Below are 25,572 nucleotides of genomic sequence, written 5' to 3'. Positions count from 1 at the left end.
TTTATACTGTCTTCCATTAAATAATTCTATACTAGCTACTATGTACTTACGATTTGTAATTCCATCATCTAAGTAACTAATTTTCCGCTTTTCGCTCCCTATTGTAATACACCTGTAGTCACTTTAATTGATTGAACTTCTGAGTAATTTTTTGAAGATTCGGCATTTTTATAAAGTCCAATAATTCACCTTGTGCCTGTATCTCATATAAAGATTTGTTTTCTATTCCTCTTAAAAACTTATTACACCAACACCCGCGGTAGATTTTCTTCCGTTATCATCAATAAAATAACACTTTGTATTTTCATCTTCTTGTGTTCGTTACTTATTAGAATTCCTACGAATTTCCGTTACCTTCGGAGGCTTTTCGTATTCATGAATTTGATTATCCATTTCTATTAAATTAAAATCATCAGTTGTTCCATCAGCTTCTTCATCTAATTCCATTCCAAACTCACCTGTACCATCATTCTGATTCGAGTGAACCGTATATTTTTTCGCTTCGCTTGATCTTTTATTTTGCACTATCTCTGGATGAGTAAATGAAATCTCTTTATAAGGAATCTTTTTATTTTTAACACTCTTTATTCGAAGAATAGTTCCCTCAACTACACTTGATTTCACTGTTGGTTTGGAATAAAGGTTGATTAAAACACAGCCGTAAATGCTAATTTGAATAATAAATCAAAAAACTCCTAAGACTAATATAAATCTTTTTTCTCATCTATATTAAATTTTTCACTATCACTAAAAGTAAGACAACTATTTTTGAATACTAAATACTCATTTATAGACAACCAAATCGAGTCTAAAACTATTTTTAATCAAACAATTTTGATAAAATCACATAATTATCAAATGGGCACAAATATGAAAAAAGTAAAAGGTTGATACATATTAGTCATGTATCAACCTTTATTTTTTATGGCCTTTTACAAATTAGATCTTGATAAATTGCAAATGTCCAAAATAATTTAGAAAGAATGGAAAAGATACTGCAATTAAATAATAAATTCAGATGAAAAAGCTAAGTCATGTTGAATTTCTTGTATGCTCAGGCTTTTTGTTAGTCGAACTTCAATCCTTTTAGCGCTTCTGCCAGTGCATTATTTAATGGTTCTTCTTCTTTGTTCTGTTGTTTCATATATTTTTGAACGTCGCGTTTATCAGCTTTGTTTCCAGATTCTTTTTTACGTCTTTCTTGGAATGTGGATAATTTCTCGCGATAGCCACATTTACATGCGAAAATTTGGCCTGCACCTTCCCCACGTAATTCTAGTTTTTTCTTACATTGCGGGCAACGGGCATTCGTTGTACGAGATACATTTTTACGATGACCACATTCACGATCTTGGCAAACAAGCATTTTGCCTTTTTTACCGTTTACCTCTAGCATTGGTTTACCGCAGTCTGGACAAGACTTTGTTGAAATGTTGTCATGTTTGTATTTTTTGTCACTTGCTTTAACTTCTGCAACGATTTCTTTAGTGTGCTGTTTCATTTCATTAATAAAGGCATCTTTTTTCAGCTTGCCTTTTGCAATTAGTTCAAGTTTTTGTTCCCACTCTGCTGTCGTAGCTGGTGAACGTAATTCTTCTGGAACTAATTCTAACAGTTGACGACCTTTTGATGTGATGTAAATATCCTTGCCACCACGTTTTTCGATTAAAAATGAATTAAATAATTTATCAATGATATCTGCACGTGTCGCTACAGTACCTAATCCACCAGTCGACTTTAATGTATCAGCAAGTTGTTTATTTTGCGTATCCATATATTTTGTAGGATTCTCCATTGCTGATAGTAAAGTTGCCTCGTTAAATCTTGCAGGTGGCTTTGTTTGACCTGATGTTTGCATAATTAGCTTTATAGTTAATGTATCGCCCTTTTCAATGCGAGGTAGAAGTTGCTCTTTTACCTCATCAGTTGCATCATCGTCTTCAAAGCGATTTTCGTATACTTCCTTCCAACCAGCATGTAAAATTGTTTTTCCACGTGCAATGAACGTTTCATTGCCAACTTTGGTACGTAACGTTAGTTGCTCGTATTCGAATGCTGGGAATAAAACAGCTAAGAAACGTTTTACAACTAAATCATAAATTTTGCGTTCTTTATCTGTGAATGCTGAGAAGTTAACGTATCCTTCTGTTGGAATAATCGCATGATGATCGCTTACTTTACTATCATCAACAAATGATTTGTTAGGTTTGATAGGCTTTTGTAATACTTTATGTGCTAAAGAGCGGTATTCTCCTACACCACATGCCTTTAGACGCTCTGGAAGTGTTCCGACGATATCAGATGAAATGTAGCGTGAATCCGTACGAGGATACGTTAGCACTTTATGCTGTTCATACAACTTCTGCATAATGTTTAATGTTTCTTTAGCTGAGTAACCGAACTTTGTATTGGCATCACGTTGTAGCTCAGTTAAATCATAAAGACCAGGAGAGAATGACTTCTTCTGCTTTTTATCAATCTCCACGACAGTAGCATTTTGTTTATCTAAGCTCTTTACGATACTATCAATTTTTTCTTTGTTAAAGTTTCGATTATTCCCCTTAGTATCTTGCCAAGTTAGTTTGACTGAATCAGTTTGCGCTTCAATACCATAGTACACTTGTGGTTTGAAGTTTTTAATTTCATCTTCACGTGCAGCTATCATGGCTACAGTAGGCGTCTGAACACGCCCACAATTTAACTGTGCATTATATTTTGTCGTTAAAGCTCTAGTGGCATTTAGTCCGATGTACCAATCTGCTTCAGAACGAGCTACGGCAGCAAAATATAAGTTTTCGTATGCTTTACCAGGTTTTAAATTATTGAACCCATCTTTGATTGCCTTATCTGTTACGGATGAAATCCATAAACGTTTAATTGGTTTATTTACTTTAGATTTCGCAATAATCCAACGGGCCACTAGCTCACCTTCACGCCCCGCATCTGTTGCGATAATGATTTCGTTTACGTCATTACGATTTAACTGTGATTTAACGGAATTAAACTGTTTACCGGATTGTTTGATTACTGATAGTTTTAAACGATCAGGTAGCATTGGTAAATCTTCTAAATTCCATTTTTGATATTTCTTATCATACATTTCTGGATCAGCTAGGGTTACTAGATGTCCTAGTGCCCATGTCACGATATATTTATCGCCCTCTAAAAAGCCGTTCCCTTTTTTATTACATTTCAGTACATTCGCAATATCACGAGCTACTGATGGTTTTTCTGCTAATACTAAGCTTTTTGCCATATCTTCATGCTCCTTCAATATCTTGTACTTTATACTATAACACAGTTCTAATACATGAAATATGGATAAAGGATTAGTTCTATTTTGAAGTCATTATTGTCATTGCTTGTTTAAGTATTTCTACTTCCTGTTTTAAACGTTTATTTTCTTTTTGAATAGCACTAAATTCTTTAAAAGAAATAGCCGATTCATCAGCATATAGTTTTATCCAAGAATAGATTGCGGTGGGTGACACTTTATATTCCTTACCCAGTTCAGTTGTCGCCCTTCCTTCAAGATGTAATTGAACAATTTTCTTTTTAAATCTTTCGTCATATTTTTTACTAGACATAAAAAATCTCCTTCAAAAAATGTTTATTAATATTGTAGCACCACCTCTTTATGATGACTATAGTCGGTCGATTAAATTAGTGAATTTCTTAGTTAATTAACTAAGAGGTGAGCTTATGGAGATATCGAAAGCTTTTGGTACCGTGTTAAGAAAACACAGAAAACTAGCCGGTCTTTCCCAAGAACAATTGGCGTTACAATGCGACCTAGATAGAACTTTTATTGGATTACTAGAACGCGGACAAAGACAGCCTAGCATTACTACGATATTTATTATTTGTGGGGTACTAAAAATAATGCCTCATGAATTGATTAAAGAAGTTGAAAGTTTATGCGTTATTTAAATGATGTATTTCACAAAACACAGAGGGAAATTGAAGAGCGAATATACTATACGAAAGCATGCCTAGATTAAGAGAGCCCATGCTAGCTGAGTAAGGTTCTCTTAATTATAAGCAAAATATATTTTTTATCTTTCCACTTTATCGGAAGACTATAAATCTAAGTCTTCGATAAGTGTATTTTTTGTCTTCGTTATTGTTACTACATTATCAATTTTATTGTCAGTATTAAGCTCTAGTATAGCCTTATTAGACTGTTCTTTAAACATATCCTGAAATAGCTGTTCCACTGTAGCAGATCTAGTTTTTCCAGTTGTAATTAAGTTTATTAAATCAAGCTCTTTAATACTTGATAAATTTGCCCATTGAAAAAGAACATTTTGATAGATTTCGTTATTGTCCTTAAGATTTGCAATCTCAGCCTTAAGTTCGACGATTTCTTGTGTCATTTTAGCTTCTTTTTCTTTGAGTTGCTTGTAGCGAGTAGATATTTTACGATAACCATACTCATTTACCTTCAGTTGATTAATAATTTTCTTTTTAGTAGCTGGAGTGTCTTGTGATAATCTGTTTATAACATCATTTGTTGAGATAATTTCAATGTATTGATTATTGTTTTCTATTAAAGCGCTTCTCTTTTTATTGATTTCATCAACTAACAATTTTCCTTGGCGACCAGGTTTTCTCCAAAAATCTTCACTCAATTTAAAATCTAATATTCCTTTGTTATATTCTTCTAGCGCATAAAGAAAGATTTCTCTATACCTTATAATTTGAACATTTGCCTGATTTCTTAAGAAATCATCAATAATCTTTAGAAGAATATCTTTAGGATATAAATTAGGCTTGCGCCCTCGACTTTTCATACATTTCAAACCTTTCCTTTAGCTTTGCTAATTGGTATAATGCATCTTTTACTTCCTTAGAGCTTTCTACTAATTGATAATTGAACTGTGAATTTTTTTCATCATATACATCATTTTTATGATGAATGAGACCAGTTTTATGGAGTGCTAATAGTTTATCGATGCATAATTTAAGAACAGACTCTTGATTAACAAGAATAGTTTGTAGTTTATCATAATGTTTTTGATAATCATCTAAGGTTATTCTCCAATGTTTACAGAGATGGTGTTCATCTACGGGACAATCTTGTAAAGGATCTGTACAATAACCGATTTCTAATGGGATTTTAACAACCTCAGAAACTTCCGTAGTAGTATTCATCGCATTTTTGAAAATAATTTCTTTGAAAAATTCGTTTGAAAGTTCACCTAAGTGTCTTTTTTGATTCGTTAATAATTTTATTAGATCTGAATCAATCCAATATTCCAAGTGGTTATGATAAGTCATTTGAGAATAAACAGAATTGTGTCCCCCTAATCTAGCAATCTCACTGGGATGATAACCTTGCAACATTAAATTCAAAAATGCAAAATGGCGAGTATCATTTGGTCTTATTTTCCTATAGATATTGTAAGGTGATTGGGTATGTGGCTCCGAACTATTCTCTAATAATTTGAGGCCATACTTCTCACAAACAATTTCCCTATAAAATTTGCCTAATAAATTCCTGAAATTTCTGTAATTAAAGATTTCTGGTTTTATATTTCGAACCGTACTAGGCGTTTGTAATAATGTTTTAGACGGTTTAACTGAATATATTTTTTGTTGATATAATTTGATTGACTTAGCAATTTTATCCGAAACCAAAATTTTGTCGTAAGCGATTTTACGATTCCTTAGATTTTTACTTCGAGGTAAAGATAAAAAATATCCTTCTTTATTAAAAGTTAAACAATCAAATTTCAAATTACAAAATTCATTAATACGTATCGGGATAATATTTGTTAAATTCCACCATAAATAAATCGGATAGTAGTCCACATGTTCTTTATCAATTTCCTCATTAGAAAAGTATACTTCAACTACTAAAGAAAATTTTAGAACATCTTGGCTTGATGGTAATTTCCTTATTACCGTTGAATTCTGTGTTTGATAGTATCCTAAAATTAGTTCCAGATACTCTTCTGGCACTATCAGGTCTTGGCAAAAGTCTAGAAATTCTAGTAGTAAAGATGCTTTATTTTGCAGAGTACTAGGTTTAAGATTTTTAGAAAAATAGTTCAGTTCAAATTCATCTATTGCTTCTAGATTAAATCCTTTACTTAGGATCAATGCATCCTTTGCTCTTCTTGTTTTCTTTGTTAAATGATGGAAACTATTCCCCCCTTCTAAAAGTAAAATAAACCAAGATTTTAATAGCAAAATGAATTGGTCAGTATTAAACTTCTTTGATGAAAAAGAATCGAAGCCAAAGTCTACAAAATATGTTTGTGAGAAATATTCATCATAAATATTCCACCTGTTATTGGACGCTTCGGCTGTAAGATTTACCCCTGTATCTTTAAGATTGTTTATTCTATCTTGTAAAGTGCCACGGAGACTCTCGTTATAATGAGTTGAGGTAGACGAAAAATCTAAACTATGATTATTGTCCATATTAAGTGCCTCCAATTGTTAGATTTTCATTTATACTCTCTAAGCTGCGTATGTTATTTAAGAAATCTGAGTAGTCCTTGCCTAAAAATGAGCTGAGTACATTTTCTCCAAATTGTTTTTTAGCAGTACTTATTAAGGAAAGGTTTTTGTATAATAAATTAGCCAATCTAACTCTTTCGCCTTTATAAGAAATATTTTTAATCTTTTCTAATTTAGGTATTAAATTATTTAGGTTGTAAACAGTCTTTGTTAGTACATAGAAATGTGGAATTGCAAATGGGCAACTGTTACATTTTCTATCTAGATATAAACAATCACCGAGAATACATTGCCAAAAGGTTTCTTTGGCCGGCAATTGATTCATATTTATTAAATCTAATACTTCTCTCTGTTGTTCTTCCGATAAACTCTTAACGAACTCGTATAAAGGTTTTTTCTGTTCTTCAATTGTATTTAACGTAATAGAAAAATTTTCAATTTTATATATATCTCCAAAAACTGTGGCTAACAGATTTTTTTCATTGTTTTCAATAGAATTATTTTGAGATTCACCAATAACAATTTGTTTTAAATAATCGTAGGCATAGCCAAAATAGCCTTTATCAAATAATTGCTTACTAATTTTATTTAGATGTTCTTCATTTACATGTACATATCTGTTGGTAGTGTCTAAAGAATCATGATTTCTAATGAATTTAGTAATCTCCAAAGGATTACGATTTGTTTTTTGTTTTAGGATTGAATTCACAAAGGTTATAAATGTACTGTTAGCCATTAGCGATTTAAATTTGAATTTTTTTATAGGAAAAGTTTTGAAAAACTTATCATGCATGCTAGTAGTCAATTCGTTTGAATTACCTAAATCAATCAAGTTATTTCTTTTTGAATTTATTAATTGAGCCTTAAGTTCACATAAAACGATGGCATTAGCTACAGGGACAATCATATCTTCAGAAATAAAGAAAAAAGCCTTTTTACCATTTTTGTTATGATAAACATTCATTAAGTTTGATGTTAACTCCCAGATGATTTTTGTAGCTTCTTCTAAGGTTAAATTGTGGTTTTCAAATGAGTTATAATCCTGCACAGGGATAGACAAGGGGATACGAGGTATCTTTTCAATAAAATCAGTACTTCTCCATCCGTTATTTAAATGAAGCATTACATATAACCAAATGGATTCATAATTCCCCTTTGTCCCATCAATTGGTTTTGTCTTATATTCAGAAATAGCATTATCTTTATGGAATTTAATGTCTTTAACATAGTCCAGTAGTGTTAAAAACTCATTAATCGAATAGATTTTCTTATTGTGTTTAGAGTTTGCTAAACGCTCATTTTTTTCCACATATGGATTATTAAGCTCTGAAATCAAATACTTACAATTAGAAAATCTTAAAAGTAGGTGATTAAAGAAACTATATAAAGTTTCTCTGTAAGTACTTGGAACTTTATTGTTTAAAAATACGAAATTAATTTCATTAGAAGTCATGTCCATAATTTCTTTTGAAATTAATTTCGATTGCATCAATTCTGTTATTTTAATAAATCGAACAAAAAGTCTCTTAATTGTTTTAATATTTCCGTTTGAACTTAATAATTTTTTCGAAACAAAATTATGCCATGCTGTTTCTGTCTCTTTAACTAAATTCTGAAAATTTAAATCCAATTCTTTGACTACTTTTAAAAAGATTTTATCTGGGAGAGTATTATATTCTAATTCATTTTTATATCGTTCAATTAAATTGGAAAATTTTAATACTTTTAAGTAATTATCAATAACTTTCTTAGGATATACGTATTTAAGTTTTTTTAGGCGACCAAATCTTAAATGAGGTGGTATTTGAACCTTTTCTCTATTTTTATATAATACGGTGCTAGGGACTTTGGCAATTGCTTCAACATGAGTATAGTTTAAACTTAATAAATTGTTTTGCTCTTCATATAACTTTTTTAAAAGATTAGAACAATCCTCTAGCAAATAATAATTAATATTTCCATACTCCCACTTTAAGATGCGAAAGTGTTCTTTATTTTCATCAAACTGTTTCTTTGAATAGTCTAATTGGATTATTAAATCTTTTTCGGAAATTATGGTTTTAATTTTGTCATTTATAGAGGGCGTTGAATAATTTGTTATTTCCTCTACAATTTGTACAATCTTTTCATCTTCTAAATGTCCAAGTACTTGAAGTAAACTCTTTATTTCTGAGATGGTGTTTGGATCATACTGTATAACATCAATAGACTCCATAATAGTAGTTGACTGATTAGTTTCTGTAGGTGAGGAATGTTTTTTGATTTTCTCAGTAATCAGTACATTCTTTTCCTCTTCTAAATATTCAAGCGTTTGAAATGAAGTCTCTGCTCGTGGGATAATATTTGAATCCTGCTGTATATCATTAATAGATTCCAAAGCATTGGCCGTTTGATTATTAGTAATTTGCTGTTGTTTGTCATTTATTCTCGCAAGAATGGTATCGATTTTATTTTTTTGAAAAGCTAAATGACATTTATTAAATTTATTAAATTTCACTTCAGTCGGTAATTCTTCAGAAATAACGAGAATATTAAAATTTGAGCAGATTCTGTAGAACTTACTTATGTTACATCCTAGTAAATATTCTACGTCACTAATTAAATAATAATTCGAATCGTAGTAGTTATATAAATCAGTTCTCCTTTTAACCAAATCATCAATCTCGCCCTTGGACCAATAATTTTGACGTGATGAAGAAATTTTTATAGGAGAGATTCTAAATTTAGCCATATATCTATTAATATTATTTGGTATATTGAGCAATTTCATTAATTGTTTAGAAGTATAATATTCAGTTAAAACATTATTAGTTTCAGCTAGATCTTGATATTGTTTCTTTAAATCGAGAAATTGTTCCTTATCATAGAAAATAACGGCGTTCGCAAACTTATATACGTTATCAATAGGTCTTGTATGGATAGGGGTTAATTTACGAATAAGTTTTTTAGAATATCCTAAGGCTTTTATTTGGGCACCGGTTATTTTGGTTTCAAGGTTATGTTCATAATTTTTATCTATAATATTTTTCAAGGAATCTATACTTGACTTGTCATAATAATTAATTTCATATTTCCCGTTTGACGTTAATGCAATGTCATATTCTTGAATTACCTTTTTGAACTTTTTAGTATTTGTATAGCCCAAATGTTCTTTAGCATCCTTTTCGCAAACAGTATGAGTTAAAAATTTTCTGAATTTTAACCCCCTCTCCACTTCGGTTTTATCATAAAAGGCAAGTCCCCCAGCGTCAGCATACTCATTAATCCTATCGATAGGTTCTGCCTTAACCTTTTGAAATACTATTCTATCATTTTTTTTAAATCCTAGTTCCTGCATTTGTTGAGTACTCAAACGATTTGCTTTATTGAATGAATACCTTTTTTTAACCAAGTCAATAAAGAACTTTATATCTGATTCCTTATAATACTTGAAGGAGCTATATCCTCTTTTTACTTCTTTAATATTGCAATCATTTAATGCATGTTGAAGTTGTTGGAGTGTTTTAAAACCCACTAATTCCATTATTTGCAAAAGTGATAATAGTTCAGAACCACGGCTTTTAGATGCTAAATATGCATTTACTTCTAATTTGTCATAGAAATAAGAGACTCCAGTAAAAGTCCTATATCTATCGAAAAGCGCAGTAGGTTCGCTCTTAAGAATAGCTCTATCGTGTCCAGTACATCCTAACGTGATAAGTTCTTTAGGAGTATATTTATTTAAGCAATTGTCTTTATATCGTTTTTCAAGAATATCCCGTAAATTATTTATAACATTGGTATCATAAACAATTTCTCTAGAATTATTAATACCTATTTTTTGTATTGAGGCTTCTTTAAGAAATAATCTAGTTTGATATATCGATAAGTTAAGGAGGGTTGAAACCTCTTTTAATGTCATATGATTAGGCAAGTCCTACACTTCCTTTAGTATGTCAAAATTATTGATTGCTAAATTCATAGAGCTAAGTAATGTATTTTCATCTACATAACTTAATGCAGACTGTAAGCTTCTATCGCCTCTAGCTAATGCAATTTGGGTAGGAGTTAGACCAAAATCTATTAATATGTTCGTGAAAACGCCTCTGCCAATATGCGTAGACCATTTATTGTTTGTTAACAGTATATAATCTTCGACTTGATTTTTTGCTAGTAAGTCATTTAAAAACTGTTGTTTAATCTTATCAATTTTTGCTGAATATCTTTTGCCCCTTAAAGCTTTAAAATTCCTCGCTGAGATAAAAAGTGCTTCGGAAGTTCCTTTAGTTAATTTGGTTAGTATTTTTAGGTGTTCTTCATACAGGGGCTTTATAATTTCAGAGCAAATACATATTTGATCTCTTGGATATTTAACTTGAATATCAGCCTTATTTATTGCATCTGCAAATAAGATGTTTTGATTGTCTCTAATCTCAATTATTAGGTTACTATTAGCCCACTTTAAACTAGAGCATTTTAAATTAATGACCTCAGAACGTCTTAATCCTCCAAAGAATTGTAAAGCTATACCTAATGCTATTAATGGTTCAATACGCTTTGCTGTCATAATAAAATCTATAATTAGTCTATTTCTATTTTTACCGAAGTCTTTAATAACATTATTTTGAATGGAATTTCTTATTGGTAAAATAATATCTAAGTCATTAGTGTTTTCAAAAATATTAGTCTCAATTTTTCGACTTTTTCGACCGTAATAAACAGTCTGGTAATTTACACTAAAGACCTGGTTAATTATGTTTTCTGATTTCAACCAATGGAAAAGTTTGTTTAGATACTGTATCTCAGTTTTTACATATTCACTCTTTAATTCACCTGCTCTACTTTTTAATGATAAATAGGAGATATAATCCGCTCCATGTTGAAGAGTTAAACTACTTAGTCCCCCTATAATTAATTCAGGATAACTATCTTTATTTTTATATAAATAATTTAAAAATCTTGTTACTGCATAAGCTACATTTCTTTGACTATTAATAGACTTTCCTTTATTTTTATATTCTCTTTTTATAAAATTTGAAAGAGGTGAGGGAAATATTAAATAACTATTTTCTTTAATTCCAATACCAATACTACTGAATATTTCTCCATTTCTTGAAGTTTCATCAAATTCCCTTACAACAAATCTCATAGTTTCCTCCCCTAAGTTCTATTACTATGCTTATTTACTTTTTATACCCAAAATAAAAATGTACATGGGTGAAATTATTATTGATATCATTACTATTAAAAGAATATATTAAATTTCGCCCTAAAAACAGTATACATGTCCAAACACCTACTGTAGCTATCATTGCTGGACGTGAAGACGAAATTAAAAACTTCAAAGCGCAAACATACTATGGTATTGAAGCTCAAACAACTAATAAGTTAAAACTAACTTGGCAAGATGCTAAAGGGAATGGTCGCAGTTTTGATAAAGCCAAAATTGATACGATTGTGAAAAAACTCGACAAACAAAATGCAACTGTGGTGGAAATCGATAAAAAGGTAAAAAAATCATTTGCGCCTGGTCTTTATGACTTAACAGAACTACAACGTGATGCAAATAAAATCTTTGGCTACTCGGCAAAAGAAACATTAAATATTATGCAAAAATTGTATGAGCAACATAAAGTATTAACCTATCCTCGTACAGATTCACGCTATATCTCATCGGATATCGTCGGAACACTTCCAGAGCGTCTAAAAGCGTGTGGAGTAGGAGAATATCGTCCTTTCGCTCATAAAATTTTAAATAAACCTATAAAATCCACTAAAGCATTTGTTGATGATAGTAAAGTAAGCGACCATCACGCAATCATCCCAACGGAAAGCTATGTGAACTTCTCTGCTTTCACAGATAAGGAACGTAAAATTTATGATTTAGTTGTAAAGCGTTTCTTAGCAGTTTTATTCCCAGCCTTTGAATATGAACAGCTAACATTACGCACGAAAATTGGTGATGAAACGTTTGTTGCACGTGGCAAAACGATTTTACATTCCGGTTGGAAAGAAGTATATGAAAACCGATTCGAAGATGACGATGCAGCTGATGATGTCAAAGAGCAAATTTTACCTCGCATTGAAAAAGGCGATACATTAAGCGTAAAACTAATTGCTCAAACATCAGGTCAAACAAAACCACCTGCACGTTTTAATGAAGCAACATTACTTTCAGCAATGGAAAACCCAACGAAATACATGAATACACAAAATAAACAACTTGCTGATACATTAAAATCAACTGGTGGATTAGGTACTGTAGCTACACGAGCTGACATTATCGACAAACTATTTAATTCGTTCTTAATTGAAAAACGTGGTAAAGATATTCACATTACATCAAAAGGTCGTCAGTTACTCGATTTAGTACCAGAAGAACTAAAATCTCCTACACTAACTGCTGAATGGGAACAAAAGCTTGAAGCGATTGCAAAAGGAAAATTAAAAAAAGAAGTATTCATTTCAGAAATGAAAAGCTATACGAAAGAGATTGTTACCGAAATTAAAGCGAGCGATAAAAAATATAAACATGACAACATTTCAACGAAAACTTGTCCAGACTGTGGTAAGCCAATGCTCGAAGTAAATGGGAAAAAGGGAAAAATGCTTGTATGCCAAGATCGCGAATGTGGTCATCGTAAAAATGTATCCCGTACAACAAATGCACGATGCCCGCAATGTAAGAAAAAACTAGAGCTTCGCGGTGAAAGAGCTGGCCAAATCTTCACATGTAAATGTGGATATCGTGAAAAGCTTTCTACATTCCAAGAACGTCGTAAGAAAGAGTCTGGTAGTAAAGCTGATAAGCGCTACGTTCAAAAATATATGAAGCAGCAACAAAAAGAAGAAGAGCCATTAAATAATGCATTAGCAGAAGCATTAAAAAAATTAAAGTTTGATTAAAATAAAAAAGTTCCTACCGCTCTCGGTAGGAACTTTTTTTAGTGAATAATTTTACTTCCTTTTGCATTCTCAACAAATTTTTCACTCGACTTGTTAATTGGTGTTTTCAGTAATAATGCCATAATAAGCATGATTACGACGAAGACACTTAATACAAGAAGGTCCCTCAGGACAACATCCCAAAGCATTCCTCCCACTGTTTCACGAATTGCACTGATTGCATACGTAAACGGTAAGAACGGATAAATTGTTTGGAAGAATGTTGGTGTCATTTGAATTGGGAATGTTCCGCCTGATCCAGCTACTTGCAGTACAAGTAAAATGATTGCCATCGATTTCCCTACGTTTCCAAAAATAGAAACAAGTGAGTATACAATACAAACAAAGACTGCACCGATAAATAAACTGAATACAACGAACCAGAACTTATTAACCACGTACGTACCAAGTAGGAATATATCTCCCATTGATACGATAAACGCCTGCATAAGACCTATTGTTAAGAACGTTAAGAAACGTCCAAAGTAAATCTCATGGCTCTTATAATTCGCGCCCGGCTCATGTACTTCTACTGTTAATAACGAAACCATTAACAATGCCCCTACCCATAACGCAAGCACCGTATAGAATGGTGACATCGCAGAACCATAGTTCGGCATCGCAAATAATTTATTTTCTTTTAAATTTACTGGATTTGCAAAATAGTCACTTTGCTTTTCAACATCATTTTTCAATAAACGGATGATGTCTTTTATATCTTCTTCCGATTCAAACTTGCGAATTTTATCTGCTAATTCTTTAATCTTTTTCTCAGTAGCTGGCATCTCAGCTTTAATATCTTCCACTTTCTTTTTACCTTCTACTAAGCCTTTAGATGAATCTTCTAGCAGTTTTTTTACATCTGGAAGCTTTTTATCTGCATCATTTAAAATTTTAGATGTATTTTTTGACATCTCTTTTGTACGAGCAATTGCTTCATTGAAATTCGGAACGATTTCTGAATCGTATCTTGCTAAAATGTCACCTAATTCAGCTGAAACATTTTTCGATACTTCATTAATACTTTCAATAACATCTTTTGCTGGTTGCTGTCCTTTATTAATAGCGTCAATCCCTTTATTAGTTAAATCCATGCCTTTTTCTAAACCATTTTTTGCTTTTTTCAACTTCGCAATTTGATCATTAAAGTTTTTATCGCTATTTACATCAGCTAAAACTTTGTTGGCATTCTCTAAGACAGGCATCATGTCACCAATCATATTTGAAGCTGCTTGGAATTGACCGTTTAAACTATTTAAGGCTACTTTCGTTCCATCTAACCCATTAATACCTTTATTTTGTATATCTTCCACTGCTTTTTGAGCGTTAGATTTAGCATCCTCAATACCATCTCTTACTTTATTATATTCAGTCTTTACTTTCTCGTAATCCTCGTTTATTTTGTTTTCTGTCTGTTCTTTAAACTGAACTGCTTTTTTATAATCCGCTACAAACGTTTCATTATAATCTTTTTCAGCTTGATCAATTAAAGCATTTGTTGCATTTAATTTTTGATTAATCGCATCTCTCACATCTTGTTTCACTTCTTGACCTGTGCTAATTAGGTCATTAAGATGTTTAAATCGATTGTTCAAATCTTGTTGACCTTCTCTAATAGCTGTTAAATGCGCTACTCTATCGCCAAAGAACTTCTTACCAAAATCAGTTGTTGCATTCTGTTGAAGGGTTGACATCATCGTAATGATTGAAGAAAGATTATCTATATGCGTTTGGAGATTATTGGACACAGTTGCGATATTTTTCTTTGCTATCTCTGGATCAATTTTCCCATTCTGTAACCCATCCATTACACTTTGCGCATATGCAGTTCCCGTACGCGCCGAGTTCAACACATTATTTACGGTTTGATTAATATTTTGTGCAATATTTCTATATCCTTCATCATTCAACTGTGGAAGGTTAGAAAGAGATGGGAACTCAGGAAGTGTTGGGATCTTCGAAAAATCAGGAACTTGTAAATTAACTCCTGGACCCATTAAAAAGTCAGTTATGGCCGCCGCACCATTCATACCTTTTTTCAGTACCGTTAAATCTCTCTTAATTGTTCCCGGAGCATTCTTTAACGTTTCATCATTTCGTGCGAAAAATTCATCTAAACTTTTCAACGTTGCCTGCCCATCATTAATCACACTTTCTACGACCGGTAAATCCTCTTGCGCAACTTTCACAAGATCTTGTGCTCTAGTCGCATCATCTAATGCTGTATCCACAAGCGTATACATTTCTGGGAACTGTGCTTCTAGCTTGAATACAAGATCTTTTACTTTTTCAATACTTGGTAAGTTTGTTTCTAAATCGATTCCAAGGTCATTGAAAACTTGAAAAATCTCACCGTTTGCTGTTTTAACGAAGTTTTTGCTGATTTCTTCGGTTATACCTGATGCACCTTTTGCTGTAATTTTTGGTGCAATCGCATTTACCTTTTCATTCACATAATAATCTAGTTCTGGTTTTTGTGGATTATCGCTAATTACTGTTGCAATTTTTTCAGAGAAATCTTTAGGAATTGTAATACTTGCATAATAGTCTCCCCGCTCTACTCCATAAATTGCTTGCTTTTCATCAACGAATTTCCACCCAAGGTTTTTATTCTTTTTCAAAGAATCTACAATTTCATTCCCGATGTTAATATCTTTTCCTCTTAGATTTGACCCAACATCTTGGTTAGAAACTGCAATCGGAACTTCTTTCGTGTTTCCATATGGATCCCAAGAAGCTTTAATGTTAAACCATGCATATAACGATGGTAAAATCATTAACCCTAATACAATTACAATTGCAGCCCAATGTTTGGCTACATTCCGTAAGTCCGTCTTATAAATACGCCATATTTGTTTCATATAAGCTATCACCTAATTATATATTTTTCCTTCTTTAGAAAATGATACATGCATTTTGCCATTATATCATTTTCTACATCGTGGATTAAACGAAAGTGTAAGATTTTTCCAATCAAAACACTTCACTTACTTCATTATATAACGAAGTCGATAAAGTATTCATACAAAATGACCAACTTAGTTTTACATTCAGTAATAACAAATATATAGGAAATGTCATAAAAAATACAAGTATTTTATCTTGGAAATACTTGTATTCGTAGAAAAAAATCCTCACAGCGCTTACATAGCTATGAGGATTCCTTCTATATTATATATCCAATTGAACTACTACTCCGAAATGATCTGAAATAACATTGCGATTTACACCATTGAAAATAACTTTTGAAGAAATAACTGTTGTTGGTTTGTTACTTAAAATAAGATCAATTCGTAAGTTTTGCTTATTTTCATCCCAACCAGCAATTTTTCCTTGTACAGTTGTTCCTTCATCTTTTTTCAAAGCTAGCTCATATGTGTCATAAAATCCTTTTTGCATAAGATAATCGTATCCTTCACCTTGCAAACGAGCATTATTATTAAAATCACCCATTAAGAATGAAAGTTCATTTTCATTTCCATTTACATACTCTATTAAACGATTCACTTGTCCTCGGAACGATTCTTCCTCATCATTCCACCAGCCAAGATGACAAGAATAAAATGTTATGTTCTTACCTTGATAAGAAATTGTTGCATGAACAATCTTACGTGTTTTCCAATACGCTGTATCCTTACTTTGTGAGACAAAGAAAGAACCTTGTTTTTCAATCGGATGTTTCGTTATAATCGCTGAACCTTCTTCATATATGTCATAACCAATATGCGAAAAATCCCAAACAATATTGTAATTTTCTAAACCCAACTTCTCAAGCTCTGTAAGTAATACAAGTCCAAAGTTATCCTTTTTCTTGTTACCGCATACATTTTGAGCTTTAATAGACTGACTAACCTCTTGTAAGGAAATCACATCGTAATCTTCTTCTTGAATTGTCTTAGCAAGATGTTTTATTTTTTCTATTTGATTCTCTTCTTGCCAGGAATGGCAGTTTAAAGTAAGTAACTTCATTATTATGCACCTAACATATCTTGAATGTCTGATTTCAATACATCAGCTTTCGGACCGTATACCGCTTGAACACCTTTATCTTTTACAATGAGGCCTAAAGCTCCGTTTTGCTTCCACTGTGCTTCTGGTGCAACAGCTTCTAAATCTTTCACCGTTACGCGTAAACGTGTCATACAAGCATCTACGTCCGCAATATTATCTTTCCCGCCTAGAAGGTCAATAACCTTTGTTGCTAAAGATCCCTCTTTTACATTCGCTGCTGTTTCTGAAGAATCATCTTCATTATCAATATAGTTACCCGCACGTCCTGGTGTTGGTAAATTGAATTTCTTAATTAAGAAATTGAATAATGTAAAGTTTAATCCAAAGAATACCGCTGAGACAACAACAAAGTTAATTAAATCTCTTGTTAATCCTGCATTAACCATCATTGGTGTACGTGTAAGTAGTTCAATGAATCCAAATGCATGCACACGTAAATTAATTAAATCTGCTAGTGCAAATGCAAGTCCCGTTGTAATTGCATATACTACGTATAATACTGGTGCAATAAACATGAACATAAATTCAATCGGTTCTGTTACACCTGTTAAAAATACTGCTAATGCTGCAGAGAAGAACATTGGTTTATATTTTGTACGTTTATCTTTATCAACATTACGGTACATCGCAAATGCAATACCAATTAATGCTGCTGTAGATCCGATAACTTGTCCTGCTTTGAAACGTGCTGGAACTACATTGTTTAATAAATCGTTATAAGCTTTCGTATCACCATTTGCTAGTAAATTATTCAAGTCTGTAATCCAAGCAAGCCATAATGGATCTTGTCCTGCAACTACTTGACCAATTTTTGATCCAGTTAACATCGTATATGTGCCGCCAAGCTCTGTATAGTTCATCGGAATCGTTAACATATGATGTAATCCAAATGGTAATAACAAACGCTCTAATGTCCCGTATACGAACGGTGCAACAACTGGTGCACTATCTTTTGATTCTGCAATCCAGCGCCCAAATTCATTTAGTCCACTTTGAATGAATGGCCATAAAAGTGATAATACAATTGCAGTAACTGTAGACCAAACAATTACAACGAACGGTACAAAGCGCTTTCCATTAAAGAACGCTAATGCTTGTGGTAATTTGTTATAGTTATAATATTTATTATATAAAGTAGCTCCTAAGAAACCTGTAATAATCCCTACGAATACTCCCATATTAAGTGCTGGTGCACCAAGTACAGAAGTGAAATAATCTTTTACAAGTAAATCTCCAGCTAATAATGAAGAAACTTTCGCTTTTGAATCCGCTAACATTTCGGCGTTAACACCAAATATAGCTCCTGTAATCCGGTTCGTTAAGACGAATGCTAACAGCGCTGCAAATGCACCACCTGCTCGGTCCTTCGCCCATGATCCCCCAATTGCTACCGCAAATAAAATATGCAGGTTTGTAATAATTGCCCAACCAATGTCTTCCATTACTCTAGCAATCGTATGTACTGCATTAACATCCCCAGCAGACATACCAATTAGCTTACCAATGGAAATCATTAAGCCCGCTGCTGGCATAACTGCTACAACAACTAGCAATGCTTTTCCGAACTTCTGCCAAAAATCAAAAGACGTAATTTTCATCTGTTTCTTCCTCCCCTTTATTTATAAAATCCCTAATGATATAGATAATAATTTCTTTTTGCTTATGAAAACGATACCTTTTAGCGCAAACGTTTTCATAAACCTATTTTAATAAAAGCGTTTTCACATTGCAATATAAATTTATTATTTTTCATAAAAAAAGATGCTCTCGTAGCATCTTTTTTTATTAAGAAATATGATAAACCCTTGTTTCATAAGGCTTTAATGTCATTGTAGTACAATCATGATATTCAGCTACTTCATAGTTATTTAAAAGCAAACGTTTGCGCTCTAATGTAAATGAGTTCTCATTATACACAGCTTCCTCATTTGAAATATTACTAATAACCATCACTTTTTCATCATCTAACGTACGTGTATACGCATAAATTTGTGGATCATTCTCTAAAATTAAATCATATATTCCATAATTAAATACATCATGCTCTTTTTTTAGTGCAATCATCTTTTTGTAGAAATTAAAAATAGAGTCCGCTTCTACTTTCTGCTTTTGAACATTGATTTCTTTGTAATTTGGATTCATACCAAACCACGGTGTTCCAGTTGTAAAACCAGCGTTTTCTTCATCATTCCATTGCATTGGTGTACGTGAGTTATCGCGGCAAGATGCCCATATAATTTCCATCATCTCTTGATGAGGTACACCTTCTGCAATTTTTTCACGATATAAGTTTTTAATAGCAACATCATCATAATCTTCAATATTCGGGAACTGAACGTTAGTCATACCAATCTCTTGCCCTTGATAAATAAACGGTGTTCCATGCATAAAGAAGTACATTGCTCCTAAAGCCGTTGCACTTTCACGCCAATACTGTTTATCATCTCCCCATGTAGAGACAATACGCGGTTTATCATGATTCTCAATATAAAGTGCATTCCAACCTTTATTCTCTAATCCTTTTTGCCACTTTGTTAACACCTTTTTCAGTTCCACAACATCAAGCTCTTTTTTCTTTTCTGCATCCCATAAGCTTAAATGTTCAAACTGAAATACCATATTAAATTTACCGTTTTCTTCCCCAACCCAAAGATCAGCATCTTCAATTTTGACACCATTGGCTTCCCCAACAGTCATAATATCGTATTTTGAAAATGTACTCTCCTTCAATTCCTCTAAAAGTGGCTGAATTCCATTTACATTCATATGTTTATCAAAAGAAGGCACATACTTTAACCCTTTTGGATTTGGCATGTCTTTTAGACCCTCTTCTTTTTTGATATGACTGATTGCATCTACACGGAAACCATCAATTCCTTTATCTAACCACCAGTTTACAGTGTCATATAAAGCTTCACGGACCTCTGGATTCTCCCAGTTTAAATCTGGCTGTTTACGTGAGAATATGTGTAAAAAGTATTGATCTGTTACTTCATCATACTCCCAAGCAGAACCATTAAAAATACTCTCCCAGTTATTCGGTTCTTTTCCATCTTTTCCATCACGCCAAATGTACCAATCACGCTTTGGATTTTCTTTAGAAGAACGGGATTCAATAAACCAAGGATGCTCATCGCTCGTATGATTAATAACTAAATCAATAATAAGTTTCATGCCACGTTTATGCACTTCATTTAGTAACTCATCAAAATCAGCCATCGTTCCAAATTCATCCATAATGTCTTGGTAATCGCTAATATCATATCCATTATCATCATTTGGTGATTTATACATTGGACAAATCCAAATTACATCTATTCCTAAATCCTTTAAATAATCGAGTTTTGCAATAATACCTTGTAGATCTCCAATACCGTCGCCGTTAGAATCCATAAAGCTGCGTGGATAAATTTGATAAGCAACCGCTTCTTTCCACCAAGTTTTCTTCATAATAATCTCTCCTTTTGCATCCTTTTAAAATTTATGCAAACGTTTTCGTAACACTATCATAACAAAATATGGAGAGTTTGCAACGAGAAATTTTATCTTATTATTAAATATCTACGTTTCATTAAGAAATAATACCCCCATTTGATTGCCCTTGCGCATTTTTATATGACTTCAAGTTTTTAGCTCACCTTTGATATTCAAATAATGGCAAATAAAAAATCATCCAATTTATGAAATGGATGTCTCAGTTTCGCTTTTCATTTATAGTTATTTCTCCCACATGTACGCCTCTTGTTGATTAACTAATTATATGTTTGATGCTTCTCGTTTAACGATTGTAAATTAATATTTGGTGCTTTATTTTCTAATACAGTCGCCCCATCGACAAGCGGTATTTGAAATTCAAATTTCTTTGTTTCATGGCGCTGTAAATAAATCGGGTTTGGTACCTCATACCTCTTCCCTTTCTGATTTTTATCTTGATATAGAACTAACTGTAATGCTTGCGAATGATTACGATAATTTTTTAAAGTGACGACACAATTTTGCTTAAAATGATTTCCTTCTTTCACCAATCTACATTGGCTATCATCTTTTTTATATTCAATTGCTGCTAGCCCTTGCTTTCCTGCGTAATGCCACGTCTTATCAAGAGTCTGAAGTACTTGATTTAAAGTAAATGGCACCATAATAATCAACATACTTATACACGCTACTTTTATTATATTAAGCTTTTTTAACCAATTAGAGTCCTTCTGCTTTAACCATTTCAGAAGAAATAAAAATGCAATTCCTTGTAATGCAAACGAGAAAATCCATATATTCGAAACTCTATAACTCGTATAAATATATGTATCTACCGGAATCCCATACGCTTGAAATAATTTTTCCCCTATTAATTCGTTATCATTTGGTAATTTTATTAATAGTAATACCCCGATACTGTAAAAAATAGCTACTAATCGATCATATTCAATCCGAATCATTTTTTCTCTCTTCCCCTTGTTTTATTATCGATTTTAGCTAAAATTATCGGAATATACAATCTCTTTATAGTGAATAACATAAAAAAGTTCCTTATAAATATATAAAGAACTTTTTTAATATACAATATGAATAAAAGAGTTATTTTATAGATTTCTCTTATTTACTATTATGAAGTTTTCACATCGAAACTTCTTCAAAGTATGTCGGGTCATGTATCGTAATTTTTTTGCCTAAAACTGTAACAATACTATCACTCTTCAATTGCTTTAACACACTACTAACAGTCTCCCGAGATGTTCCAGATATTTTGGAAATTTCGATTGTGGTGAGCGGTGTTTGAATGACGCGATCTTGTGCGTTTGGGATTGTAATATTTTGTACGCGGTTCTCATTGGTTTTTAATATAGAGGATAGCTGCCGGACAACGTATATCAGCTGCGTTCGACTTGATTTAACCATGTCTTCAAAAATCATTTTAGGAATATAATATACATCCACATCTGTCATCGCTTCCGCTGTATAAGTATAAGATTTGTCTGTAAACATACCACCATAAGGAAAAACCGAAAACTTCTTTACGTAATCCTCATATAACAAATTTCCACTTTGATTCACTCGCTCTAACTTCACGAAACCATCTAACATAAAGTAGATCCTTTCTCTAGAATCACCTTCTAAAAACAAAAATTGACCTTTCTTATAAGTTCGCCAATACACAAACTCTGTTAAGCCTTTCAGTTTTTTTTCTGTGATATGAGCAAATAATTCAAACTGCTTCAAATCTTTCACTACATTTCGGTTATTCATAAAACTCCCTCTCTCTTTCTATATCTGGAGTTAAACGTTGAGAAAGCGTATTCAAACTTAATTTTACCATATTTAACCTCCCTACCTCTTTATGATCATGACTAATTTATGAACATTAGCCTCCTAAAAATCACCAATAAATAAAAAGAATGAAGTGGCTAACTTCATTCTTTTTATAATCGGCAGAACAAGTTTATACACAAACACATGCATCCTGCTTAGAAATGATAGTCCCTGCTTTTTCTTCTAATGCATCATATACCTTATCTAAAGAAGTGATAATTGTTTTTCGCTTTGGATCTGCATTCGCAAAATGAATAGCTGCTTCAATTTTTGGAAGCATACTTCCTGCAGCAAATTGATTTTCTCCTATATATCCCTCTAACTCATCAACTGTAACAGCCTCTAATTTCTTTTGGTTAGGCTGATTAAAGTTTACATACACATAATCAACTGCAGTTAAAATAACAAGCGTATCAGCGTCCACTAATTCTGCTAATTTTTGAGCTGCAAAGTCCTTATCAATAACAGCTTCCGTACCTTTTAAACCTTCATCAGAGGCAATAACAGGTATTCCCCCTCCTCCAACAGCAATTACTATGTTCCCGTTCTCTACTAATGAATTGATTATTTTATGTTCATGAATGCTCACAGGTTTTGGTGATGGTACAACTCGTCTCCATCCTCTTCCTGCGTCCTCTTTAAATACAGCTTTTGTTTCTTCCATCAACTTTCTTGCTTCTTCTTCTGTATAGAAAGGTCCAATTGGCTTTGTTGGATTTTGAAAAGCTTCATCTTTTTCGTCCACGACTACACGTGTTATAACTGTTGCTACTTCTTTATTTATTTTATGCTTTTTCAATGCCTTTTCGATTGCATTTTCCATCCAATACCCAATCATTCCTTGGCTCATAGCACCACAAGTATCTAACGGCATCGCCGGTGTTTTCTCTGTATCCGCTGCTTTTTGTTGCAATAGAATATTCCCTACTTGCGGTCCATTGCCATGTGCAATCACAATATCCACGTTATTTCCCATAATTTTAACAAGCTGTTCTGCTGTTTTTTCTAATGCCTCTTGCTGCGCCTCAGCAGTAGCATTTCCAGATTGTATAGCATTTCCCCCTAGTGCAACTACGATTTTTCTTCGTGTCATATTTCAGCCCTCCAATTGATTTCATTTTCACAAACTTTATAAGCTAATACTTCCTGTAATTAATCCATAAATCGCAAAGAATGCTAAAGCGCCGATCGCTACAGAAGATGCCAATTCCACACGAGTAAATATTTGCTTTGGATTCGTTTGTTTTTGAACATTGTAAAAGATGAAAATACCTGGTGCATATAAGGTCATTGTTAATAATAAATAATCTAAGCCAGCTGCATAGACTAACCAAACTCCATAAATACTTGCTATCAAACCAATGATTATATTTTTTGTTCGATCTTTTTCTTTAGATTGTAAACTATGCTTAAATTGATAAAATGCTGAAAAGGCATATGGAATTAAAATAGCTGAGGATGCGAGAGAAAATGCAAAATTATATGCTTGGTCGGAAACAACAAATGTTAATAAGAAGATTTGAATTAAACCATTTGTGATCCATAATGAATTGACCGGAGCTTTGTTTTTATTTTCTTTCGCAAACCATTTTGGAAATACTCCATCTTTAGCCGCTAAATACGGAATTTCAGATGCAAGTAAAGTCCATCCTAACCAAGCACCTAATACAGAAATTACTAAGCCTAAGTTAATAAAAATAGCGCCCCATTTTCCGACAACACTTTCAAATAAATATGCCATAGATGGATTTTTTAAATTTGCAACATCCGCTTGTTGCATAAGTCCAAGAGATAGTAGCGTAAGTAATATGTAAATAATGAGTGTACCAATTAATCCGATAACAGTTGCTTTCCCAACATCACTTCTATTTTTTGCACGACTGGATAGGACAACCGCACCTTCAACACCGATAAATACCCAAAGTGTTACAAGCATCGTACTCTTAACTTGGCTGCCTACCGCTCCCCAAGAAAAGGAACCAGCTTGTCCCCAAAATCCATCTAAGAAAATATCGATATGAAAAGCGAAAATTCCTACAACAATAAACACAAAAACAGGAACTAATTTTGCAATTGTAGTTACTAAATTTACAAGTGCTGCTGATTGTACCCCACGTAAAATCAACATGTGTACACACCACAATAATATGCTTGCTCCGATAATAGATGCTACATTTTGGCCTCCTTCAAAAACTGGGAAAAAATAACCTAATGAAGAAAATAATAATGTACCGTAAGCTACATTGCCAAGCCAAGCAGATAACCAATATCCCCAAGCACTATTAAATCCCATAAAGTTACCAAAACCTGCTTTTGCATAACTAAAAATCCCGCCATCTAAATCCGGTCTTTTTATAGTTAAGTTTTGAAATGATAATCCAAGCGCAATCATCCCAATACCTGTTATAACCCAACCAATAATAATAGCTCCGGCGCCAGCACCTTTTGCCATATCACTCGCTAAATTAAATGCTCCACCGCCAATCATCGAACCAACAACAAGAGCCGTTAACGTAAATAACCCTAATTTTTTTTCTTCCCCCATTACACTCACCTCTCTTTAATTACAAGTAAGAATAAATAGCAATAGTGAATGATAGTATTTAAAGGAGGAGAAAGAAGGAAGATTCCCTTCCTTCTTTACTCCATATTTCCTAAAGTAGCTGCCATAACAGCCTTAATTGTATGCATTCTATTCTCTGCTTGATCAAATACTTTTGAATGTTTACTGCGGAATACTTCGTCAGTTACCTCCATCTCTTTTAATCCATATTTTTCATAAACCTCTTCTCCGTACATTGTTTCCACATCATGGAATGCAGGTAAACAATGTAAGAACATCACATGATCGTTGCCAGTTGC

At 32.7% G+C, this 25,572-nt stretch carries 17 protein-coding genes and 1 pseudogene; 2 read left to right on the top strand and 16 right to left on the bottom strand.

Annotated elements, in window-relative coordinates:
• Positions 1 to 321: 321 nt before the first annotated feature.
• The 3 genes from LOK41_RS17375 to LOK41_RS17365 form a co-directional block, all read right to left on the bottom strand.
• Positions 322 to 624: a hypothetical protein gene (locus LOK41_RS17375; RefSeq protein WP_241817594.1), complete on the bottom strand. Its 303-nt coding sequence runs from the start codon at positions 622 to 624 to the stop codon at positions 322 to 324.
• Positions 625 to 1,066: 442 nt separating this feature from the next.
• Positions 1,067 to 3,256 carry a DNA topoisomerase III gene (locus tag LOK41_RS17370; protein WP_241817593.1) on the bottom strand — a complete coding sequence of 730 codons (2,190 nt, stop codon included), beginning with the start codon at positions 3,254 to 3,256 and terminating at the stop codon, positions 1,067 to 1,069.
• 79 nt (positions 3,257 to 3,335) lie between these two features.
• Positions 3,336 to 3,587, bottom strand: coding sequence for a transposase (locus tag LOK41_RS17365; protein WP_098450218.1), 252 nt, complete (start codon positions 3,585 to 3,587; stop codon positions 3,336 to 3,338).
• Positions 3,588 to 3,702: 115 nt separating this feature from the next.
• Here LOK41_RS17365 and LOK41_RS17360 point away from each other — a divergent pair, with 115 nt between their 5' ends.
• Positions 3,703 to 3,930, top strand: coding sequence for a helix-turn-helix domain-containing protein (locus LOK41_RS17360; RefSeq protein WP_016103240.1), 228 nt, complete (start codon positions 3,703 to 3,705; stop codon positions 3,928 to 3,930).
• 149 nt (positions 3,931 to 4,079) lie between these two features.
• Here LOK41_RS17360 and LOK41_RS17355 read toward each other — a convergent pair whose 3' ends face one another.
• From LOK41_RS17355 to LOK41_RS17340, 4 genes are read right to left on the bottom strand one after another with little or no spacing between them, the layout of a single operon-like run.
• Positions 4,080 to 4,793, bottom strand: coding sequence for a hypothetical protein (locus LOK41_RS17355; RefSeq protein WP_241817592.1), 714 nt, complete (start codon positions 4,791 to 4,793; stop codon positions 4,080 to 4,082).
• The gene (locus tag LOK41_RS17350) at positions 4,768 to 6,429 is read right to left on the bottom strand and encodes a site-specific integrase (protein WP_241817591.1); all 1,662 of its coding nucleotides are present in this window, start codon (positions 6,427 to 6,429) and stop codon (positions 4,768 to 4,770) included. Before LOK41_RS17350 ends, LOK41_RS17355 begins: the two co-directional genes overlap by 26 nt.
• A gap of 1 nt (position 6,430) precedes the next feature.
• Positions 6,431 to 10,381, bottom strand: a complete 3,951-nt coding sequence (locus LOK41_RS17345; protein ID WP_241817590.1) for a hypothetical protein — start codon at positions 10,379 to 10,381, stop codon at positions 6,431 to 6,433.
• 3 nt (positions 10,382 to 10,384) lie between these two features.
• Complete coding sequence (locus LOK41_RS17340) at positions 10,385 to 11,596, bottom strand: site-specific integrase (RefSeq protein ID WP_241817589.1); 1,212 nt, start codon at positions 11,594 to 11,596, stop codon at positions 10,385 to 10,387.
• A gap of 68 nt (positions 11,597 to 11,664) precedes the next feature.
• On the opposite strand from LOK41_RS17340, the gene topB reads away from it, so the two are divergent.
• Complete coding sequence (gene topB / locus LOK41_RS17335; protein WP_481748822.1) at positions 11,665 to 13,353, top strand: DNA topoisomerase III; 1,689 nt, start codon at positions 11,665 to 11,667, stop codon at positions 13,351 to 13,353.
• A gap of 38 nt (positions 13,354 to 13,391) precedes the next feature.
• Here topB and LOK41_RS17330 read toward each other — a convergent pair whose 3' ends face one another.
• The 9 genes and pseudogenes from LOK41_RS17330 to LOK41_RS17290 all read right to left on the bottom strand — a co-directional run.
• Complete coding sequence (locus LOK41_RS17330) at positions 13,392 to 16,253, bottom strand: YhgE/Pip domain-containing protein (RefSeq protein WP_241817587.1); 2,862 nt, start codon at positions 16,251 to 16,253, stop codon at positions 13,392 to 13,394.
• A 310-nt stretch (positions 16,254 to 16,563) separates the two neighbouring features.
• On the bottom strand, positions 16,564 to 17,361 hold the full coding sequence (locus LOK41_RS17325; RefSeq protein ID WP_241817586.1) for an endonuclease/exonuclease/phosphatase family protein: 798 nt from the start codon (positions 17,359 to 17,361) through the stop codon (positions 16,564 to 16,566).
• Between the two features lie 2 nt (positions 17,362 to 17,363).
• Entirely contained in the window at positions 17,364 to 19,001 is a 1,638-nt protein-coding gene (locus tag LOK41_RS17320; RefSeq protein WP_241817585.1) for a PTS transporter subunit IIBC, read from the bottom strand.
• Between the two features lie 187 nt (positions 19,002 to 19,188).
• Positions 19,189 to 20,853: a glycoside hydrolase family 13 protein gene (locus LOK41_RS17315; RefSeq protein ID WP_241817584.1), complete on the bottom strand. Its 1,665-nt coding sequence runs from the start codon at positions 20,851 to 20,853 to the stop codon at positions 19,189 to 19,191.
• A gap of 302 nt (positions 20,854 to 21,155) precedes the next feature.
• Positions 21,156 to 21,839, bottom strand: coding sequence for an ABC transporter permease (locus tag LOK41_RS17310; protein WP_241817583.1), 684 nt, complete (start codon positions 21,837 to 21,839; stop codon positions 21,156 to 21,158).
• Between the two features lie 178 nt (positions 21,840 to 22,017).
• Complete coding sequence (locus tag LOK41_RS17305) at positions 22,018 to 22,647, bottom strand: Crp/Fnr family transcriptional regulator (protein WP_241817582.1); 630 nt, start codon at positions 22,645 to 22,647, stop codon at positions 22,018 to 22,020.
• Between the two features lie 193 nt (positions 22,648 to 22,840).
• Positions 22,841 to 23,803, bottom strand: coding sequence for a carbamate kinase (arcC, locus tag LOK41_RS17300; RefSeq protein ID WP_241817581.1), 963 nt, complete (start codon positions 23,801 to 23,803; stop codon positions 22,841 to 22,843).
• A 36-nt stretch (positions 23,804 to 23,839) separates the two neighbouring features.
• Positions 23,840 to 25,255: an arginine-ornithine antiporter gene (gene arcD, locus LOK41_RS17295; protein WP_241817580.1), complete on the bottom strand. Its 1,416-nt coding sequence runs from the start codon at positions 25,253 to 25,255 to the stop codon at positions 23,840 to 23,842.
• Between the two features lie 95 nt (positions 25,256 to 25,350).
• Positions 25,351 to 25,572 (bottom strand): annotated as a pseudogene (locus tag LOK41_RS17290) (ornithine carbamoyltransferase); the annotation flags it as partial.

It is taken from the genome of Bacillus sp. TL12, assembly GCF_022625245.1.
Classification (GTDB): domain Bacteria; phylum Bacillota; class Bacilli; order Bacillales; family Bacillaceae_G; genus Bacillus_A.
The sequence above is the reverse complement of the archived record's forward strand: the minus strand, read 5'-3'. Positions and strand labels throughout refer to the sequence as shown.

Excerpts from the sequence above, each read along its gene's own strand:
- LOK41_RS17370 (WP_241817593.1), bottom strand. The coding sequence starts at position 3,256 with ATGGCAAAAAGCTTAGTATTAGCAGAAAAACCATCAGTAGCTCGTGAT.
- LOK41_RS17365 (WP_098450218.1), bottom strand. The coding sequence starts at position 3,587 with ATGTCTAGTAAAAAATATGACGAAAGATTTAAAAAGAAAATTGTTCAA.
- LOK41_RS17360 (WP_016103240.1), top strand. The coding sequence starts at position 3,703 with ATGGAGATATCGAAAGCTTTTGGTACCGTGTTAAGAAAACACAGAAAA.
- LOK41_RS17355 (WP_241817592.1), bottom strand. The coding sequence starts at position 4,793 with ATGAAAAGTCGAGGGCGCAAGCCTAATTTATATCCTAAAGATATTCTT.
- LOK41_RS17350 (WP_241817591.1), bottom strand. The coding sequence starts at position 6,429 with ATGGACAATAATCATAGTTTAGATTTTTCGTCTACCTCAACTCATTAT.
- LOK41_RS17340 (WP_241817589.1), bottom strand. The coding sequence starts at position 11,596 with ATGAGATTTGTTGTAAGGGAATTTGATGAAACTTCAAGAAATGGAGAA.
- LOK41_RS17330 (WP_241817587.1), bottom strand. The coding sequence starts at position 16,253 with ATGAAACAAATATGGCGTATTTATAAGACGGACTTACGGAATGTAGCC.
- LOK41_RS17325 (WP_241817586.1), bottom strand. The coding sequence starts at position 17,361 with ATGAAGTTACTTACTTTAAACTGCCATTCCTGGCAAGAAGAGAATCAA.
- LOK41_RS17320 (WP_241817585.1), bottom strand. The coding sequence starts at position 19,001 with ATGAAAATTACGTCTTTTGATTTTTGGCAGAAGTTCGGAAAAGCATTG.
- LOK41_RS17315 (WP_241817584.1), bottom strand. The coding sequence starts at position 20,853 with ATGAAGAAAACTTGGTGGAAAGAAGCGGTTGCTTATCAAATTTATCCA.
- LOK41_RS17310 (WP_241817583.1), bottom strand. The coding sequence starts at position 21,839 with ATGATTCGGATTGAATATGATCGATTAGTAGCTATTTTTTACAGTATC.
- LOK41_RS17305 (WP_241817582.1), bottom strand. The coding sequence starts at position 22,647 with ATGAATAACCGAAATGTAGTGAAAGATTTGAAGCAGTTTGAATTATTT.
- arcC (WP_241817581.1), bottom strand. The coding sequence starts at position 23,803 with ATGACACGAAGAAAAATCGTAGTTGCACTAGGGGGAAATGCTATACAA.
- arcD (WP_241817580.1), bottom strand. The coding sequence starts at position 25,255 with ATGGGGGAAGAAAAAAAATTAGGGTTATTTACGTTAACGGCTCTTGTT.